This is a genomic window from Pseudoalteromonas sp. JC3 (assembly GCF_030291895.1).
Taxonomy (GTDB): Bacteria; Pseudomonadota; Gammaproteobacteria; order Enterobacterales; family Alteromonadaceae; genus Pseudoalteromonas.
In genome coordinates this window covers 4,315,151-4,331,289 of the sequence record NZ_CP127855.1, presented here as the reverse complement: position 1 = coordinate 4,331,289, position 16,139 = coordinate 4,315,151, and the positions used below count along the sequence as shown (strand labels likewise).

Sequence of the window (16,139 nt, the reverse complement as noted above, 5' to 3'; positions counted from 1 at the left end):
TTTCATACCCTGATAAAATTTAACGTCATTAAGGTTAATATAAAGTGACTCATTCGTTAGCCCGTCCATACAGGCGAGCCGCATTACAAGGTGTTTTGATTCAGGGTATCGTAGCATTAGTCGCTGCAGTAATCGTTTTTATAGGTTGGGGAGTACAAGCCGGAGTTTCAGCATTAGCTGGCGGCGCTGTGTTGGTACTCCCTAATTTTGTATTTGCTGCTTACGCCTTTCGATTTATGGGTGCAAGCAAAGCAAATCAAGTATATTCCTCGATAAAACGAGGAAATGGATTAAAATTTTTGCTAACTGTTGTGCTCTTTGCACTGATTTTTAAGCATTTTTCAGTAATGATGCTGCCTTTCTTTGGCGCGTATATGCTCGTGATGCTGACACAATGGTTGGTCCTGATTTTTTTTAATCATTAACTTTTGGGATAAAACATGGCTGCAGAAGAAGTTACTATATCGAGCCATATTCAGCACCACTTGACCAATGCCAAGATGTGCTCGACCGATGCCGGTCTTGCCTTCAATAAAGCATGTGCGGACAGTGGTTTCTGGGCATGGAATATAGATACCCTCGCATGGTCAATCGGTTTAGGTCTTATTTTCTTATGGATCTTCCGAAGTGCCGCTAAAAAATCCACTATAGGCGTTCCTGGTAAGTTCCAGTGCTTTATCGAGATGATCGTTGAATTCGTTGGTAACAACGTACGTGATACGTATCATGGCAAAAGCGCACTGATCGCTCCTTTAGCCCTAACTATCTTTGTTTGGGTGTTCTTAATGAACTTAATGGACTTAATTCCTGTTGATTTCTTACCTGCTTTTGCCGGCTTTGTTGGTGAGCAAGCGTTTGGTATGGATTCACACGATGTGTACATGAAAATTGTACCAACCACTGACGTGAACATGACCGCAGCACTAGCTATCGGTGTGTTTATTTTGATGATCGGTTATTCAATCAAAATCAAAGGTATCGGTGGCTTTATTGCTGAGCTAACACTTCATCCGTTTAGTACTAAGAACAAGATTGGTATGTTGTTCTTGATTCCGTGTAACTTGTTACTTGAAACCATTGCTCTTGTTGCAAAGCCATTCTCATTGGCACTGCGTTTGTTCGGTAACTTATACGCGGGTGAATTGATTTTCATCTTGATCGGTACGATTGGTTTAATGCAGTTACCACTGCACTTTATTTGGGCGGTATTCCATATTTTGGTCATCGTATTGCAAGCGTTCGTATTTATGATGCTGACAATCGTATACCTAAGCATGGCAAGCTCAGACAACCACTAACAGATTTTTTAAAAAATTAACTTTAACTTTAATTTACAATTGAAACTTTGGAGAAAAAAATGGAACTAGTATTAGGCCTTAAGTTTATCGCTGTTGCTCTACTAATCGGCTTTGGTGCAATCGGTACAGCTATCGGTTTCGGTAACATGGGTGGTAAATTCCTTGAAGCTTGTGCTCGTCAACCTGAGCTTGCGCCTTCACTACAGGTTAAAATGTTCATCCTTGCTGGTCTAATCGATGCTGTAGCAATGATCGGTGTTGGTATCGCAATGGTAATCCTGTTCGTACTTTAATTCTAATTTTTGAACAGTTTACTATTTTAAGGAGGAGTGGTTGTGGATATTAACCTCACTCTAATCGGTGAATTAATTGCGTTTACGGTATTCGTACTTTTCTGTATGAAATATGTATGGCCACCGCTAAATGATGCAATTGAAGCTCGCCAGAAGAAAATTGAAGATGGTTTAGCGGCATCTGATGAAGCTGAGAAAGAACTTGGGCGCGTACGTGCACAAGGTGCTGAACAGTTGAAAGAAGCGAAAGCACAAGCGGCTGAAATCATCGAACAAGCTAAGAAGCGTGCTGCGCTAATTGTTGACGAAGAGACTACTCGTGGTCAGCAAGAGCGTGAAAAAATCATTGCTCAGGGACACTCTGAAATTGAGTCTGAGCGCAACCGTGTGAAAGAAGAGCTGCGTTCACAAGTCGCTGCACTTTCTATCGCAGGTGCTGAGAAGATTTTAGAGCGTGAAATCAATCAAGCCACACACAGTGACATCGTTGAAAAACTTGTCGCTGAGCTTTAAGTAGGAGGGTATGAGCATGTCTGAATTGACTACTATCGCTCGCCCATACGCTAAAGCAGCTTTTGAACTTGCCGTTGAAAAAGGCACAGTTGAAGCTTGGAATGAAATGCTGTTCTTCGCTGGTCAAGTTACCAGCGACGAACAGGTTCAGGCGCTACTTGGTAGCATCGCTACTGAATCACAGCAGTCTGAAATCATTATCAAGTTATGTGCTGAGCAACTCAACGAACAAGGTCAAAATCTTATCAAGCTGATGGCCGAAAATGAGCGTTTAGCCGCCATCCCAGCTGTTGCAGAATTGTTTGCAGAATTAAAAGCAGACTATGACAAAGAAATCGAAGTAGATGTGGTTTCAGCAACAGTGCTTGCAGATGATACGCAAGCAAAATTGGTCGCGGCACTTGAGAAACGTTTCGCACGCAAAGTTAAGCTGAATTGTAGCATCGACGAAGCCATTGTAAGTGGCCTAGTGATTAAAGCCGGTGACACCGTAATCGACGGTTCTGTTCGCGGCAAGTTAGATCGTCTTGCGACGTCGCTACAATCGTAATTGGGAAAAAGAGCATGCAACTTAATTCCACAGAAATTTCTGCACTGATCAAGCAACGCATTGAGCAGTTTGAAGTTGTAAGTGAAGCGCGTAACGAAGGTACTATCGTATCTGTTACCGACGGTATCATCCGTATCCACGGTCTTGCTGACTGTATGCAGGGTGAGATGATCGAGCTTCCTGGCAACCGTTATGCTATCGCACTAAACCTTGAGCGTGACTCAGTAGGTGCTGTAGTAATGGGTCCATACGCTGACCTTAAAGAAGGCGTAAAAGTTAAATCAACTGGTCGTATCCTTGAAGTACCAGTAGGCCGTGGTCTACTAGGTCGTGTTGTTAACACGCTAGGTGAGCCAATCGACGGTAAAGGCGCTGTTGATAACGATGGTTTTGAACCAGTTGAAAAAATCGCACCTGGCGTAATCGAGCGTCAATCAGTAGATGAGCCAGTACAAACTGGTTATAAGTCTATCGATGCGATGATCCCAGTTGGTCGTGGTCAGCGTGAGCTTGTGATCGGTGACCGTCAGACTGGTAAAACAGCACTAGCAATCGATGCTATCATCAACCAAAAAGACACAGGCGTTAAGTGTGTGTACGTAGCGGTTGGTCAAAAAGCGTCAACAATTGCTAACGTAGTACGTAAACTAGAAGAGCACGGTGCGCTTGCAAACACTATCGTAGTAGTTGCTTCTGCATCAGAATCTGCAGCGCTACAATTCCTAGCGCCGTTCTCTGGTTGTACTATGGGTGAATACTTCCGTGACCGCGGTGAAGATGCACTAATCGTATATGATGATTTGTCTAAGCAAGCTGTTGCTTACCGTCAAATCTCACTACTACTTAAGCGTCCACCAGGCCGTGAAGCATACCCTGGTGACGTTTTCTATCTTCACTCACGTCTTCTAGAGCGTGCGTCTCGTGTAAACGCTGACTACGTTGAGAAGTTCACAAATGGTGAAGTGAAAGGTAAAACAGGTTCATTGACGGCATTGCCAATCATTGAAACTCAAGGTGGTGACGTTTCTGCATTCGTACCTACCAACGTTATCTCAATCACTGACGGTCAGATCTTCTTAGAAACTGACTTGTTCAACGCAGGTATCCGTCCAGCGGTTAACGCTGGTATCTCGGTATCTCGTGTAGGTGGTGCAGCTCAAACTAAGATTGTTAAGAAACTAGGTGGTGGTATCCGTCTAGCGCTAGCTCAGTACCGTGAACTAGCGGCGTTCTCTCAGTTCGCTTCTGACCTTGATGATGCAACACGTGCACAGCTTGAACACGGTGAGCGTGTAACAGAGCTAATGAAGCAGAAACAGTACGCACCGATGTCTGTTGCTGATATGTCATTATCGCTATTTGCAGTAGAGAAAGGCTTCCTAAAAGATATCGAAATCAACAAGATCCTTGATTTCGAAGCAAGCCTAATCGCGTTTGCTAAGAGCGAGTACGCAGAGCTAATGGCTCAAATCAATGAAACTGGTAACTACAACGCCGAGATCGAAGCGCAGCTTAAAGAGCTTCTTGAGAAGTTCAAGTCTACGCAAACTTGGTAATGTGTTATTAAGGTGAGTAGGTAACTACTCACCGAGATTCGGAGAGAGAGTCATGGCCAGCGGAAAAGAGATAAAAAGCAAGATCGGGAGTATCAAGAATACTCAAAAGATCACCAGCGCAATGGAGATGGTTGCCGCTTCTAAAATGAAGAAGGCACAAGAACGCGTAGCGTCTAGTCGTCCATACGCTGAAAACTTACGCAAAGTGATCGGTCGTGTTGCTCAGGCTAATCTTGATTTCCATCACCCGTTCCTAGAAGAACGTGATGTGAAACGAGTTGGTTATATCGTTATCTCTACAGACCGTGGTCTTTGTGGTGGCTTAAACTCAAACGAGTTTAAGCGTGTAGCGAAAGACGTGAAAACGTGGAAAGAAAAGGGTGTTGAGGCGTCGTTCGCAACACTAGGTAGCAAAGCTGCTGGTTTCTTTAAACGTTTTGGTGGTTCGCTTGAAGCCAAAAAGGCAGGGCTGGGAGATACACCTTCAATACAGGACGTAATTGGTCCTGTAAAAGTAATGCTAGATGCATACGAAGAAGGCAAAATTGACCGCTTATTCGTTGTGTACAACAAGTTTGTCAACACAATGAAACAAGAGCCTGTTATCGATCAGTTATTACCTTTGCCAAAAGCTGAAGAAGAAGTATCAGCTCACGCTTGGGATTACTTATATGAGCCAAGCCCAGAGGCGATTTTAGAGACACTAATTGTGCGCTTTATTGAGTCTCAGGTTTACCAAGGCGTAGTTGAGAATGCTGCCTCTGAGCAAGCTGCCCGTATGGTTGCGATGAAAGCCGCAACTGATAACGCAGGTGGCCTGATTGATGAGCTACAGCTGGTATACAACAAGGCACGTCAAGCCGCAATCACACAAGAAATCAGTGAGATTGTGAGCGGTTCGGCTGCCGTGTAACGCTTCGGCAAAGTTTAATAAGAGGAATAGACATGAGTTTAGGTAAGGTCGTCCAAATTATCGGCGCCGTTGTGGACATCGAGTTTCCACAAGACAACGTGCCAGCCGTATATGACGCACTAAAAGTTACAGAAGGCGACTTAGCTGGTTTGACACTAGAAGTGCAACAGCAGCTAGGTGGCGGTGTGGTACGTGGTATCGCACTAGGTAGTACTGACGGTCTACGTCGTGGTACTCCAGTACAAGGTACAGCTGAGCCAATTAAGGTTCCAGTTGGTACAGCAACACTTGGTCGTATCATGAACGTACTTGGTGACGCGATTGACGAAGCGGGTCCTATCGGTGAAGAAGAGCGTTGGTCTATTCACCGTGCAGCACCATCATACGAAGAGCAGAGCAACTCAGTTGAACTTCTAGAGACTGGTATCAAGGTTATCGACCTTGTATGTCCATTCGCTAAAGGTGGTAAAGTTGGTCTATTCGGTGGTGCGGGTGTAGGTAAAACCGTAAACATGATGGAACTTATCCGTAACATCGCAATCGAGCACAGCGGTTACTCAGTATTCGCAGGTGTTGGTGAGCGTACTCGTGAGGGTAATGACTTCTACCATGAGATGAATGACTCAAACGTACTAGACAAAGTATCACTAGTATATGGTCAGATGAACGAGCCACCGGGTAACCGTCTACGTGTTGCACTAACTGGTCTAACAATGGCTGAGAAGTTCCGTGACGAAGGTCGTGACGTACTATTCTTCGTAGATAACATCTACCGTTATACACTAGCAGGTACTGAAGTATCAGCACTTCTAGGTCGTATGCCTTCAGCAGTAGGTTACCAGCCTACACTAGCTGAAGAAATGGGTGTTCTACAGGAGCGTATCGCATCAACTAAGACAGGTTCAATCACTTCAATCCAAGCGGTATACGTACCTGCGGATGACTTGACTGACCCATCTCCAGCAACAACGTTTGCTCACTTAGATGCGACAGTAGTACTTTCTCGTGATATCGCGTCTCTAGGTATCTACCCTGCGGTAGACCCTCTAGATTCAACTTCACGTCAGCTTGACCCACAAGTTATCGGTCAAGAGCACTACGACACTGCACGTGGCGTTCAAACAGTTTTACAGCGTTATAAAGAGCTGAAAGACATCATCGCAATTCTAGGTATGGACGAGCTATCTGACGAAGATAAGCAAGTTGTATCTCGTGCACGTAAGATCCAGCGTTTCCTATCTCAGCCGTTCTTCGTTGCTGAGGTATTTACAGGTGCACCTGGTAAATACGTATCTCTTAAAGACACAATCTCTGGCTTTAAGGGCATCCTAAACGGTGATTTCGATGATATGCCTGAGCAGGCATTCTACATGGTTGGCTCAATCGACGAAGCAGTTGATAAAGCTAAAAACATGTAATTAGGAGGTTGTTATGGCAATGACAGTACACCTTGATGTAGTAAGTGCAGAGCAGAGCTTGTTCTCTGGCGCTGTGACTACTATCCAAGTGACAGGTAGTGAAGGCGAGCTTGGTATTCATCCAGGCCACGCGCCACTACTGACTGGCCTAAAACCTGGTATGGTACGTTTGGTTAAAGCGGATAGCTCAGAAGAAGTTATCTACGTTGCAGGCGGTACGCTTGAAGTTCAACCACAAACAGTAACTGTTCTAGCGGACGTTGCTATTCGTGCGGAAGAGCTTGACGAGCAAGCTGCTGAAGAAGCTAAACGTGAAGCGCAAGCGCAAATGGCTTCTGGTACTAGCGGTGAGTTGGATTACCAACAAGCTGCAGTACAACTAGAAGAAGCCCTTGCTCAACTACGCGTTATTCGCCAGCTGCGCAAATAAGCAACCACCTATCTGGTTATTGGAAACCCACGCATCGCGTGGGTTTTTTTATGCGTACAGGTAAAGAGCTAAGGGCTTGCTATCTAGCTATTAGAGCCATTGCATTAAATTTTAGGGCGGATATACCATGCCATTTAAATCAATTAAATGGCTTAATTTTGCCTTGCGGTACGTAGATACTGAGGTAGTAGTCGGGTGTGAGAGCGGATCTGCTAAGTTATTTCTTCACACTATTTCTAGCTGACAACGTGTAAAGCTTTATAGACATTCCCATACTAGGAAGATTTGTTATGCATGCATCGATGCAAATAGGTATCGAGAGTTGTTCAAGCATTGAACAGCATCACTTGCTTCTTTTTATATAGAATGGGCTGTAACTTTCTGTTTTTATATTCTATTTTTTATTGGTACTCTGAACTTTGAAATATCCAGGAAAAATAACATTTTTTACATGATAAAAAAGAAATAATGGTTCGATATTGTCTTTTGTATTTGTAATGGGTATAAGTGAGCGTATTTCCTTGAACTTATTGTTTTTAACGTTAAGTTTTAGGTTAAATGTGGTTGGTAAAGTTATATTTTATGCTACTTTAATTGTTCGTATTTATTGAAAAATAACTTTGTTATCTTAGAATAGGTATTGTCTTCTCGATAATGGAAACTCGCAGGCTTCATGGATGAGGTAAAGCACGGAAAAGTGATGAAAGAAGTAAATTTCACTAGAACAGTCCAATTTGTTAAGTTTGCTCAATGGACTTTAGATCCCAAAAAGCAAACAATCACTGATGGTGACGAAAGTAGAGAATTAGAGCCACTGCTTTATAAGATTCTTTGCTATTTGTTACTTAACATCGATCAAATTATAACTAGACAAGACTTAATTGATGACGTTTGGTGTCAGCATTATGTTGATGATAACGCAATAAATAGAGCGATCTCTGAACTCAGAAAACTGCTAAAGTCAGAAAAGTTCAAAGGCGTTATTATTAAGACTCACTACCGTAAAGGTTATAGCTTAGCGGTAGATAGAGAAATTGTTCTTTTTGAAGATGGCGGCCAATCTAGTAATCCAGAAGTAACCCCACCACCCACTAAAAAATCTAAAAAAAATTACTCCACAATACTAATTGGCTTAATGCTTCTTGTTGTAGCAATCACGCTATCAATGCTTTATTTCCTCCCCGCTAAAAAAAATGAGAATCAAGCGCTCAGCGCTTTTAAAGAGCATTCATTTGATAGTTTTGAGGAGCGAGCTATCACTTGGCAAGAGGCATATTACAGTTATTTAATATTGCACCCTGACAGCAATTATTATGCTTATTTGTCGGAATCTGACACGAGTAAATCTATTGTTGTTCGTTCGATGAAACACGATGATGCAAAGAAATTTACTTTTCCTGACAGCAGTGTAGAGCCTTTAGGTTTTTCTACTTCTCTTTCGCACCTATTCTACAGAGAGAACACTGCAGATGGTGCTTGTGCCATATGGCGTATTGATTATTTGAAGGAAACTGATGCGCAAAAAGTAATGGGATGTGATAAGCAAATTCGCAACCTATTAGAAGTTGATAATCGTTATCTACTCTACGACAAGCTAGGCTTTCGTGAAAAGAGCCATACTGCTGCACTTTATATTTTCGATAGAAAAAGAGAGCTTGAGTTTAGAATATCTTCTCCAAACGCAAGTTCATTTGGCGATCAATTACTGCATTATGACTCCAGTAACGGACGAGTGTATTTCAAACGGATGCAAAGTGAGTTTACAGAAGTTTTTTATACCGATGTTGAAGGCAGTAACCTAGTCCAGGTAGCAACCATTACAGGAGTCGTAAACAACTTTACGATTGTTGATAACCAGTTATATTGGTTTGATTTACTGTCCCAAAGTGTCAAAGCATTTGACATCGATCAGGGAGTTGAAGTTGAGAACATCAAAAATAACTCATCAGTCGAGTATAGGAATATTTGGCGTGTAGCAAAAGATAAATATTTGGCGCAACAAAAAGACTTTGAAGTGGTAACTACACTGTATTCAAAAGATCTTGTCAAGCAGCTGGATATTACAGGGGCCAGAGATGCCGCTGCATTGGAAAATATGGATCAATTTGTTGTTATTTCCAATGTTGATCATATTAATGAGCATTTACTTAGTTTTTTAGACAAGCAAGGCCGTGTTATTCGCCAAGTACAGTTAGATGAGTTTGCTTATCGGGTTAAGGTGAATAAAAGTAATTCATTGATTTATATAAGATTAGATAAAGATATCAAGGTGTTTGACCTCACTGGTAAGTTAGTCAATGAATTCTCATTTGATGAGAAAGTGGTTGAGATTGAAGCGTCTAATGATTCTCAGATAGCTGTAGTGGTACAAAAGGGCAAGATAAATAGAGCGCTTCTTATAGACAGTATGACTGGAAAGCAACGCCTACTGCCGATAAGAGATGTTCTTTGGTTTACCTGCTTTACAGAGTCAAAGTGTATTACGCAGAATTTTTTCAGAGAGGTACGGCTATACGATCTCGAAGAGGGAGCATTTACTGGGCAAAGCACCTACGTTGAACCATTTTTCCCCAACTTTACATTATTTGGAGCAGAGTTAATTTACTTTGACGGTAAAAAGCTAATGGAGTTTGACCCCGAAGCTTTATCGCAAAATGAACTAAAGTCCTACGATCCTAGTGAACAAGGAAATCTGTTAAATATGAGGCTAATCGATAATGATGGCAGTTATCTAACTTTTGCTATCACACGTAAGCAAAATGCAATCACGGTCTTTGAGAACAAATAAAAAAGCCCGAGAGCATGGCGGTGCCTCGGGCTGGTACATATGCGAGAAATGCAGATGTAATAAGGAAAACTTAGTCTAGGGGATCTAATTTATCCAGTCAAACTTATTGAGATACTTATCCTAATATTCAAATTAGCTTTCCTAAGGTTTTGCTAATAGCAAGTTTTTGATTTATCGCTATGCTAGACCTTGCTCTACAATAAAACGGAATAAAAAAATGAAACTTTCAATTAAAAAAAAGCAACTAAAGCAACTAACTAAATCACAAGCATCTAGCGTTAATGGTGCTGGTACTAATGAAATAGTAAAGGAGCTATTGACCTACAGCGTGATGTGTAATCAGGATAGCATGGCCTGTGGTATGGACGATAAAACCACAAAGCATTTTATGTAAGCTAAAAGGGTCGCTCGATTGATGCGTGCTGTTTGGCTTTTAACCAATGTTATACTTATTAAAGAGTTAACTTTTATCCCTCAGCCAGTGGAATACATTTTGGCCGGAGGGGGAGTGAAGTCAATACGCAATCAAATTGAACAAGGACCCGTTCATAAGGAAGAGGTACTATTTGAGTACCTCTCGACTGATAGCCATTTTAAGCCTTTCTTTTCACACTCCAGCGGAATCATACAGTACGCGCTTAAAGATACGCCTCAACTCACTACTGGCAAGAGAATACTCAAGATCACACCCAATGCAAGTTACGGGTACATGATATTTGAACAGTCCAATACGTACCCTGACATCTCTGTAGATTATTTTATTTGTACAGATGATGAAAGTACTGGTTTTGCGGTTCAGTTTTATCACACTCGATCGAATATATTTTTTTGGAAATCAAGTGAAGATGAAATAAACATGCACTCAAGCTTAAGTGGAAAACCGGTTTATTTAGCGCTTACACCATGTAATACGTCTGCCGACTAGCCTTCAAAACAACCCTAATATTATCAAATAATATCCATATCCTTTCATAATGCTTTGATTCAACTTGTTGTTAGTTATGGTTATTTTTATTTTTTTGCTTGTTTGAAATGTAAGTGAACTATAGGCATTATCAAACCACTTTATTAGTTTGAATAGGCACTAAAAATGACGTTAGAAGAATACTTTAATAATTACTACGAACTAATATGTAATGGTGAGTTAGATAACTTAGCGCAATTTTATTGTAGTAACTCTCCACTTATTGAAGCAAATTATCAGCAGTTTTCTGGTATGAGACAGCAATTTAAGTTCAAACTTTCATTACAAGGTGTAGAGCTTATCTCAAAGCAACCTGACCTATTAATTGTGCGAGATAGCTTAAGGTTTGAAGCGACAATTGAAGGTAATGAAGTTGTTCAGGTATCAAGCAACGTTCACATGATGACGCGTGATAACGACGAATGGAGAATTTTTAACTCTGCAGCGTTGCCTGACAATAAGGTGGCATAATGTCTGACTTATTCAGAAAAGAAGCGTTATTACATCAAGGGCATAAACTAGATGGTGAAGTTACCCTCGCGACTCATATGTCATTCAACTGGATACTAGGTGTAATTGTACTTATCGTAGTTATAGGTTGCGCTTATTTATTCCTAGGAGAGTACCACAGAAAAGAAGTGGTTTCTGGTTACCTGAGACCAACTCAGGGGGTTAGCAAAATTTATCCGCTCGGCACAGGGGTAGTTGATAGGGTTCTGGTAGAAGAAGGTCAGTCTGTTAAGAAAGGTGAAGTGCTCGCAACGATTCGTATGGAGCGGGTACTGACTTCTGGTGCAGACATGAATGCCGCGATTGTCACTGAGTTGGAAAAGCAAAAGCAGCTATTGCAAGAAAATCTTGCGAATCAAATAAAATTGAGAGATATGAATCAGGATAAACTTGAGTCTCAGATCGCAAGTTTATCAATTCAGCTAGAAAAGGCTAAAAACCAGTTACGACTACTATCCGAGCGAGTAGCGCTTAGCGATGAACGAGTCAAAAATACAGAAGCACTTATCACAAAGGGGTTTGCCTCAGGTAATGACTTAAAGACTCAAAAAGACAACTTATTAGCAATTACTCAGCAGCAAGAAGAGCTGTTGTCGCGGCTATCCAGTCAAAGAGAACAGATGAGTCAACTTCAATATGAGCTAGCGCAGTTACCTATAGATCATCGAGAAAAACAAGTAAGCCTTCAGTCACAACTCGCAAGTATCAACCAACAAATCAGACAAGCACAAGGCCAGCAGAGCTACAATATACTGAGCCAAATGGATGGCAAAGTTAGCAATCTACTTGTTAAACCGGGGATGGTTGCAAATGGACAAACTCCCATAATGACTGTCTTGCCGCATAATGCGGAGTTGGAGGCTATTTTGTTTGTGCCAACGAGAGCTTATGGCTTTGTAAAACCCGAGCAGCTTACTCGGATCCGTTACCAAGCATTTCCATATCAGCGCTTTGGCATATATGAAGGGCATATTAATACAGTTTCTAAATCAATTTTATTACCTAATGAAGCAAATGCCCCTGTATCTTTGCGAGAACCGGTATATCAAGTAGTTGTAAGTCTTAAATCTCAGTCTGCTAATGCCTATGGCGCGACAGTTCCGCTCCAAGCTGGAATGTTACTAGAAGCCGACATTATGGTTGATAGTCGCTCATTATTTGAGTGGTTATTTGAACCAATTTACAGCATCAAAGGAGCGTTGTAATGGAAAATCCTATGCATTTATTGAGATTTAGTGGCAATAAGCGTCTACCTGTGATCTTGCAAACTGAAGCCGCTGAATGTGGTTTAGCTAGCTTAGCTATGGTAGCGGCATACCATGGTCATAAAACCGATCTTACTTCGCTTAGACGTGAACACGAAATATCGCTCAAAGGAGCAAATTTAGAAGAGTTGATGCAGATTGCTGATAAGTTAAAGTTTAGCACAAGAGCACTACGGCTAGACTTAGAGCATCTACCTAAGCTCAAGACCCCCTGCATTTTACATTGGGATATGAACCACTTTGTGGTATTAAAAAAAGTTTCAAGTCGCGGAGTCGAAATACATGACCCTGGAGTTGGTTTACGAAAATATACATTAAGCGAGTTTTCTAAGCATTTTACTGGTGTTGCTTTAGAGCTAAATCCAACAGAGGAGTTTCGCTCTGAGGATACGAGAGTAAACTTGAAGTTATCTGACTTTTGGAGCAAGGTGACTGGGATGAAATCAACACTTGGTAAAGTGTTTATTTTATCGGTATTACTCCAGGCGTTCGCGATTGCAAGTCCTTACTATATGCAGTTAGTTGTCGACGAAGTTGTGCTCAGCTACGACAAGAACTTACTCGCGATATTGGCGATAGGCTTTGGCCTTCTTATGCTAATTGAAATGATAACTGGTGCCGTTCGGAGTGTTTTGCTATTACACTTTGGAAACTTGATGAGTATACAGCTTGGCTCCAACCTGTTTTATCATTTAATACGCTTACCTTTAAAGTACTTTGAAAAGCGCCATATTGGTGATGTGGTTTCGCGTTTTGGCTCATTACAACAAGTGAAAGACCTACTAACTCAGGGAGTAATTGAAGTTATCATCGATGGTATTATGGCAATTGCCACACTAGTGATGATTTTTATTTACAGCCCCAAATTGAGCTTCGTAGTGCTAGTTGCCATTGTGTTATATGCCATTTTCAGAATTGCAATGTACCGACCATTGAGGCAAATGTCGGAAGAAGTCATTGTGAATTCTGCAAAAGAGCAATCTAACTTCATGGAAACCATTCGCGGAATACAAACGATAAAGCTATTTGGTCGTGAAGTACAAAGACAAAGTGTTTGGCATAATAAATATGCGGATAGTCTGAACGCAGGTATACGCGTTGGACATTTAAATATCGGGTATGAAGCAGTAAATAAAGTTATTTTTGGCGTTGAAAACGTACTGGTTATCTATTTTGCTGCTTTATTAGTGATGGATGGCGACCTAACGGTAGGGATGTTATTTGCCTTTATGGCATATAAAAGACAGTTCGTAGAAAAAATGGCAGGTCTTGTTGAGAAAGCCATTGAATTTAAAATGCTGAACCTGCACTTCAATCGCTTAGGTGATATTACACTCACAGATAAAGAACAAGATATTGAGCGAAAAATATCAGGCTCTCCATTAACGGGAAAGATTGAGCTACAAAATATTGCCTATAAATATAATCAAAAAGACGCACCTATTTTTAAATCACTTAATTTGCAAATTGAAGCTGGTGAATCTGTTGCAATAATAGGCCCTTCTGGTTGTGGTAAAACAACGCTCGCAAAAATTATGCTTGGACTTTTTGAGCCTGATGATGGAAAGGTATTGGTTGATAATCAAGATATTCGTCAATTAGGTTTAGGTAGCTATCGCTCTCAAATAGCCGGAGTTATGCAAGATGATCAGCTACTATCTGGATCAATAGCCGATAACATCTCATTTTTTGATCCGCAGTTAGATATGAAGCAAGTAGAGTGGGCTGCTCAGGTTGCAGCTATAGATAAAGATATTGCTAATATGACTATGGGTTATAACACGCTGGTTGGTGACATGGGAGCTGCACTATCTGGTGGTCAAATTCAGCGCCTACTATTAGCTCGTGCGTTATATCGCAAACCTAAAATTTTATTTATGGATGAGGCTACGAGTAATCTTGATACCAAGCTTGAATATGCAGTTAATACTGCAGTTAAGTCTTTAGATATAACTCGTATCATTATCGCTCACCGCCCTGAAACCATAGCCAGTGCTGATCGTGTGATCGAGCTTCGATATGGTGAAGCTGTTGAGGTGGATAAGGATATTTATGAGGCTAGGAAAATGCCTATGGGTGAATCAACACAAGCACCTGTGTGTAAGTTAAATATTGAAAATGAGCCTTATACAGATACTTCTGCTGGTGGAGAATTTGTTCTGAGCTAGTAAACGATTTCGAGTAATCACTCTCACTCGGGAGCTTGAGGTAATAAGGAAAATAAAATGAACAAAACTAATCAAAAGGTACGAGAAATGATTGAATTAACATATCAATTAGAAAAAATTTATGGCGGCAGTACTTCCCTGCCTACAACAGCGCCAAGGTATCAAGGGCCGTTTTATCCTTCAGACCCATGCTTAGGGCCTATCGATATCACGACTTATTTTTAAGATGAAACTAAAAACCCCTTTTATGGGGTTTTATTTACTATTGATGAACTTTTGGAGTTTGAAATGTTGATAGTGGTATCAGCGATTATGTATGTTTTAGTTGTGTCATATTTTAATTGGGAGGTTTCTTTTTTTAGTGATGATTTTAATTTCTGGTTGTTGTTTTTAGATGTTTCTCTTTATTCGTTTTGTTATGCTGTTTCTTTTTTTGTTTTGAAGTTTTTGTTTAATGAAAAAAAATTGGGTTGACTGTTTTATAAGTTGTTAATCTTTTAATGGTTGTGATTTTATTTTGCTATTAGATTTCCAATGTCTTTGTTGTCTTTTTATTTTTTCTTAATGTTTACAATAATAAAATTACGGTTCTTATGCTTTTTTGTGTTTTTTAATGGTTTTATTTGTTAAGTAGAGGTGTTAAAGGTTATGTATTTATTATATTTCTACTTCTTGTTGTTTTATAAGGTTTTATTTTTCAACCCTATGTTTGACTGTCGTTTTATTTTAAATTAAATTTTGTTGCAGGGTAATTTTTTGATTTGCTCTTATATCGAAATGCTACTTAGGTTTCATGGTGGCGAAATAATTTAAAATTTAAAAGTGAGATGAAAATGAAAGAAATTAATAAAAAACAAATTCAGGAAGTTAATGGTGGTTACTGGAATTTTGTAGTTGGATACTTAGGTGGGAAAGCGATCGATGCTTTCATCGACTATTCAAAAAATCCGACTCCTGTTCTAGTTCGTGAAAACGATGGTTCAGATCCATTGCTATAAAAATATCTTTTTATTTGTCATGTCCATGTTTTATGGACGTGACAATTTTTTAATTTTTCTAGCCGTGGCTTTAAAAAATTTATTGATTATTTAGCTATTTATGTTCTTAGCTTTCTTATTCAGTGTTGAAGTTGTATTGGTTAATAATTGGCTTTTCTGTTGGACCGTAAATTTTCACTCATACAATGAAAAAATAAATAGCACCTGAGCAAGCGTTCTATACATTGAATGCCATCGTAGATCGTTGGGAAATTTTAGAACTCCCAGTCATAACTAAGCGCTCACCTATTTACTTTTACCTTAATATTTCCCCACGAGTTTTCAGTAACTGATATTAAATATCTTATTATTCCTACAATTCCTTAGCTGTTTCGGAGGTTCCTCGATCCTGTTTGCAACTCAGGTTTTACTTTAAAATGACTTAAACCTCATTGGCTGCCCGATGTATGACTCTATCTTAAATTTTAATAGATAT

17 protein-coding genes are annotated in these 16,139 nt (G+C 40.3%); all 17 read left to right on the top strand.

Going from position 1 to position 16,139, the window contains the following annotated elements; translation table 11 throughout:
• Nucleotides 1–44: 44 nt before the first annotated feature.
• Nucleotides 45–425 (top strand): ATP synthase subunit I, encoded by a 381-nt coding sequence (locus QSH61_RS18825; RefSeq protein ID WP_010604145.1) that lies wholly within the window; start codon nucleotides 45–47, stop codon nucleotides 423–425.
• A gap of 15 nt (nucleotides 426–440) precedes the next feature.
• Nucleotides 441–1,298, top strand: a complete 858-nt coding sequence (atpB, locus tag QSH61_RS18820) for a F0F1 ATP synthase subunit A (protein WP_010604144.1) — start codon at nucleotides 441–443, stop codon at nucleotides 1,296–1,298.
• Nucleotides 1,299–1,357: 59 nt separating this feature from the next.
• Nucleotides 1,358–1,591 carry a F0F1 ATP synthase subunit C gene (gene atpE / locus QSH61_RS18815; RefSeq protein ID WP_010604143.1) on the top strand — a complete coding sequence of 78 codons (234 nt, stop codon included), beginning with the start codon at nucleotides 1,358–1,360 and terminating at the stop codon, nucleotides 1,589–1,591.
• Nucleotides 1,592–1,633: 42 nt separating this feature from the next.
• Nucleotides 1,634–2,104 (top strand): F0F1 ATP synthase subunit B, encoded by a 471-nt coding sequence (gene atpF, locus QSH61_RS18810; protein WP_010604142.1) that lies wholly within the window; start codon nucleotides 1,634–1,636, stop codon nucleotides 2,102–2,104.
• Nucleotides 2,105–2,120: 16 nt separating this feature from the next.
• Nucleotides 2,121–2,654 (top strand): F0F1 ATP synthase subunit delta, encoded by a 534-nt coding sequence (gene atpH / locus QSH61_RS18805; RefSeq protein ID WP_010604141.1) that lies wholly within the window; start codon nucleotides 2,121–2,123, stop codon nucleotides 2,652–2,654.
• A gap of 14 nt (nucleotides 2,655–2,668) precedes the next feature.
• Nucleotides 2,669–4,210, top strand: coding sequence for a F0F1 ATP synthase subunit alpha (gene atpA / locus QSH61_RS18800; RefSeq protein WP_010376884.1), 1,542 nt, complete (start codon nucleotides 2,669–2,671; stop codon nucleotides 4,208–4,210).
• Nucleotides 4,211–4,262: 52 nt separating this feature from the next.
• Nucleotides 4,263–5,123 carry a F0F1 ATP synthase subunit gamma gene (atpG, locus tag QSH61_RS18795; protein ID WP_095729402.1) on the top strand — a complete coding sequence of 287 codons (861 nt, stop codon included), beginning with the start codon at nucleotides 4,263–4,265 and terminating at the stop codon, nucleotides 5,121–5,123.
• 32 nt (nucleotides 5,124–5,155) lie between these two features.
• Nucleotides 5,156–6,541 (top strand): F0F1 ATP synthase subunit beta, encoded by a 1,386-nt coding sequence (gene atpD, locus QSH61_RS18790; RefSeq protein WP_206473583.1) that lies wholly within the window; start codon nucleotides 5,156–5,158, stop codon nucleotides 6,539–6,541.
• Between the two features lie 13 nt (nucleotides 6,542–6,554).
• Nucleotides 6,555–6,971 carry a F0F1 ATP synthase subunit epsilon gene (locus tag QSH61_RS18785; RefSeq protein WP_010604138.1) on the top strand — a complete coding sequence of 139 codons (417 nt, stop codon included), beginning with the start codon at nucleotides 6,555–6,557 and terminating at the stop codon, nucleotides 6,969–6,971.
• Nucleotides 6,972–7,671: 700 nt separating this feature from the next.
• Nucleotides 7,672–9,759 (top strand): winged helix-turn-helix domain-containing protein, encoded by a 2,088-nt coding sequence (locus QSH61_RS18780; protein WP_206473581.1) that lies wholly within the window; start codon nucleotides 7,672–7,674, stop codon nucleotides 9,757–9,759.
• 217 nt (nucleotides 9,760–9,976) lie between these two features.
• A complete protein-coding gene (locus QSH61_RS18775) occupies nucleotides 9,977–10,153 on the top strand; it encodes a hypothetical protein (protein ID WP_157782774.1) in 177 nt (58 codons plus the stop codon).
• A gap of 18 nt (nucleotides 10,154–10,171) precedes the next feature.
• Nucleotides 10,172–10,684: a hypothetical protein gene (locus QSH61_RS18770; RefSeq protein ID WP_211867378.1), complete on the top strand. Its 513-nt coding sequence runs from the start codon at nucleotides 10,172–10,174 to the stop codon at nucleotides 10,682–10,684.
• Between the two features lie 165 nt (nucleotides 10,685–10,849).
• Nucleotides 10,850–11,194, top strand: a complete 345-nt coding sequence (locus tag QSH61_RS18765) for a hypothetical protein (RefSeq protein ID WP_010604135.1) — start codon at nucleotides 10,850–10,852, stop codon at nucleotides 11,192–11,194.
• Nucleotides 11,194–12,438: an HlyD family secretion protein gene (locus QSH61_RS18760; protein ID WP_010604134.1), complete on the top strand. Its 1,245-nt coding sequence runs from the start codon at nucleotides 11,194–11,196 to the stop codon at nucleotides 12,436–12,438. The genes QSH61_RS18765 and QSH61_RS18760 overlap by 1 nt, the downstream gene beginning before the upstream one ends.
• Entirely contained in the window at nucleotides 12,438–14,666 is a 2,229-nt protein-coding gene (locus QSH61_RS18755; RefSeq protein WP_010604133.1) for a peptidase domain-containing ABC transporter, read from the top strand. Before QSH61_RS18760 ends, QSH61_RS18755 begins: the two co-directional genes overlap by 1 nt.
• A gap of 57 nt (nucleotides 14,667–14,723) precedes the next feature.
• A complete protein-coding gene (locus QSH61_RS18750) occupies nucleotides 14,724–14,891 on the top strand; it encodes a hypothetical protein (RefSeq protein ID WP_167310196.1) in 168 nt (55 codons plus the stop codon).
• A gap of 608 nt (nucleotides 14,892–15,499) precedes the next feature.
• Nucleotides 15,500–15,664 carry a hypothetical protein gene (locus QSH61_RS18745; RefSeq protein WP_206473578.1) on the top strand — a complete coding sequence of 55 codons (165 nt, stop codon included), beginning with the start codon at nucleotides 15,500–15,502 and terminating at the stop codon, nucleotides 15,662–15,664.
• Nucleotides 15,665–16,139: the final 475 nt, after the last annotated feature.

Coding starts and splice junctions, on each gene's coding strand:
- QSH61_RS18750 (WP_167310196.1), top strand. CDS start 14,724: ATGAACAAAACTAATCAAAAGGTACGAGAAATGATTGAATTAACATAT.
- atpE (WP_010604143.1), top strand. CDS start 1,358: ATGGAACTAGTATTAGGCCTTAAGTTTATCGCTGTTGCTCTACTAATC.
- atpD (WP_206473583.1), top strand. CDS start 5,156: ATGAGTTTAGGTAAGGTCGTCCAAATTATCGGCGCCGTTGTGGACATC.
- QSH61_RS18775 (WP_157782774.1), top strand. CDS start 9,977: ATGAAACTTTCAATTAAAAAAAAGCAACTAAAGCAACTAACTAAATCA.
- QSH61_RS18785 (WP_010604138.1), top strand. CDS start 6,555: ATGGCAATGACAGTACACCTTGATGTAGTAAGTGCAGAGCAGAGCTTG.
- QSH61_RS18745 (WP_206473578.1), top strand. CDS start 15,500: ATGAAAGAAATTAATAAAAAACAAATTCAGGAAGTTAATGGTGGTTAC.
- atpG (WP_095729402.1), top strand. CDS start 4,263: ATGGCCAGCGGAAAAGAGATAAAAAGCAAGATCGGGAGTATCAAGAAT.
- atpA (WP_010376884.1), top strand. CDS start 2,669: ATGCAACTTAATTCCACAGAAATTTCTGCACTGATCAAGCAACGCATT.
- QSH61_RS18765 (WP_010604135.1), top strand. CDS start 10,850: ATGACGTTAGAAGAATACTTTAATAATTACTACGAACTAATATGTAAT.
- QSH61_RS18755 (WP_010604133.1), top strand. CDS start 12,438: ATGGAAAATCCTATGCATTTATTGAGATTTAGTGGCAATAAGCGTCTA.
- QSH61_RS18760 (WP_010604134.1), top strand. CDS start 11,194: ATGTCTGACTTATTCAGAAAAGAAGCGTTATTACATCAAGGGCATAAA.
- QSH61_RS18780 (WP_206473581.1), top strand. CDS start 7,672: ATGAAAGAAGTAAATTTCACTAGAACAGTCCAATTTGTTAAGTTTGCT.
- atpB (WP_010604144.1), top strand. CDS start 441: ATGGCTGCAGAAGAAGTTACTATATCGAGCCATATTCAGCACCACTTG.
- atpH (WP_010604141.1), top strand. CDS start 2,121: ATGTCTGAATTGACTACTATCGCTCGCCCATACGCTAAAGCAGCTTTT.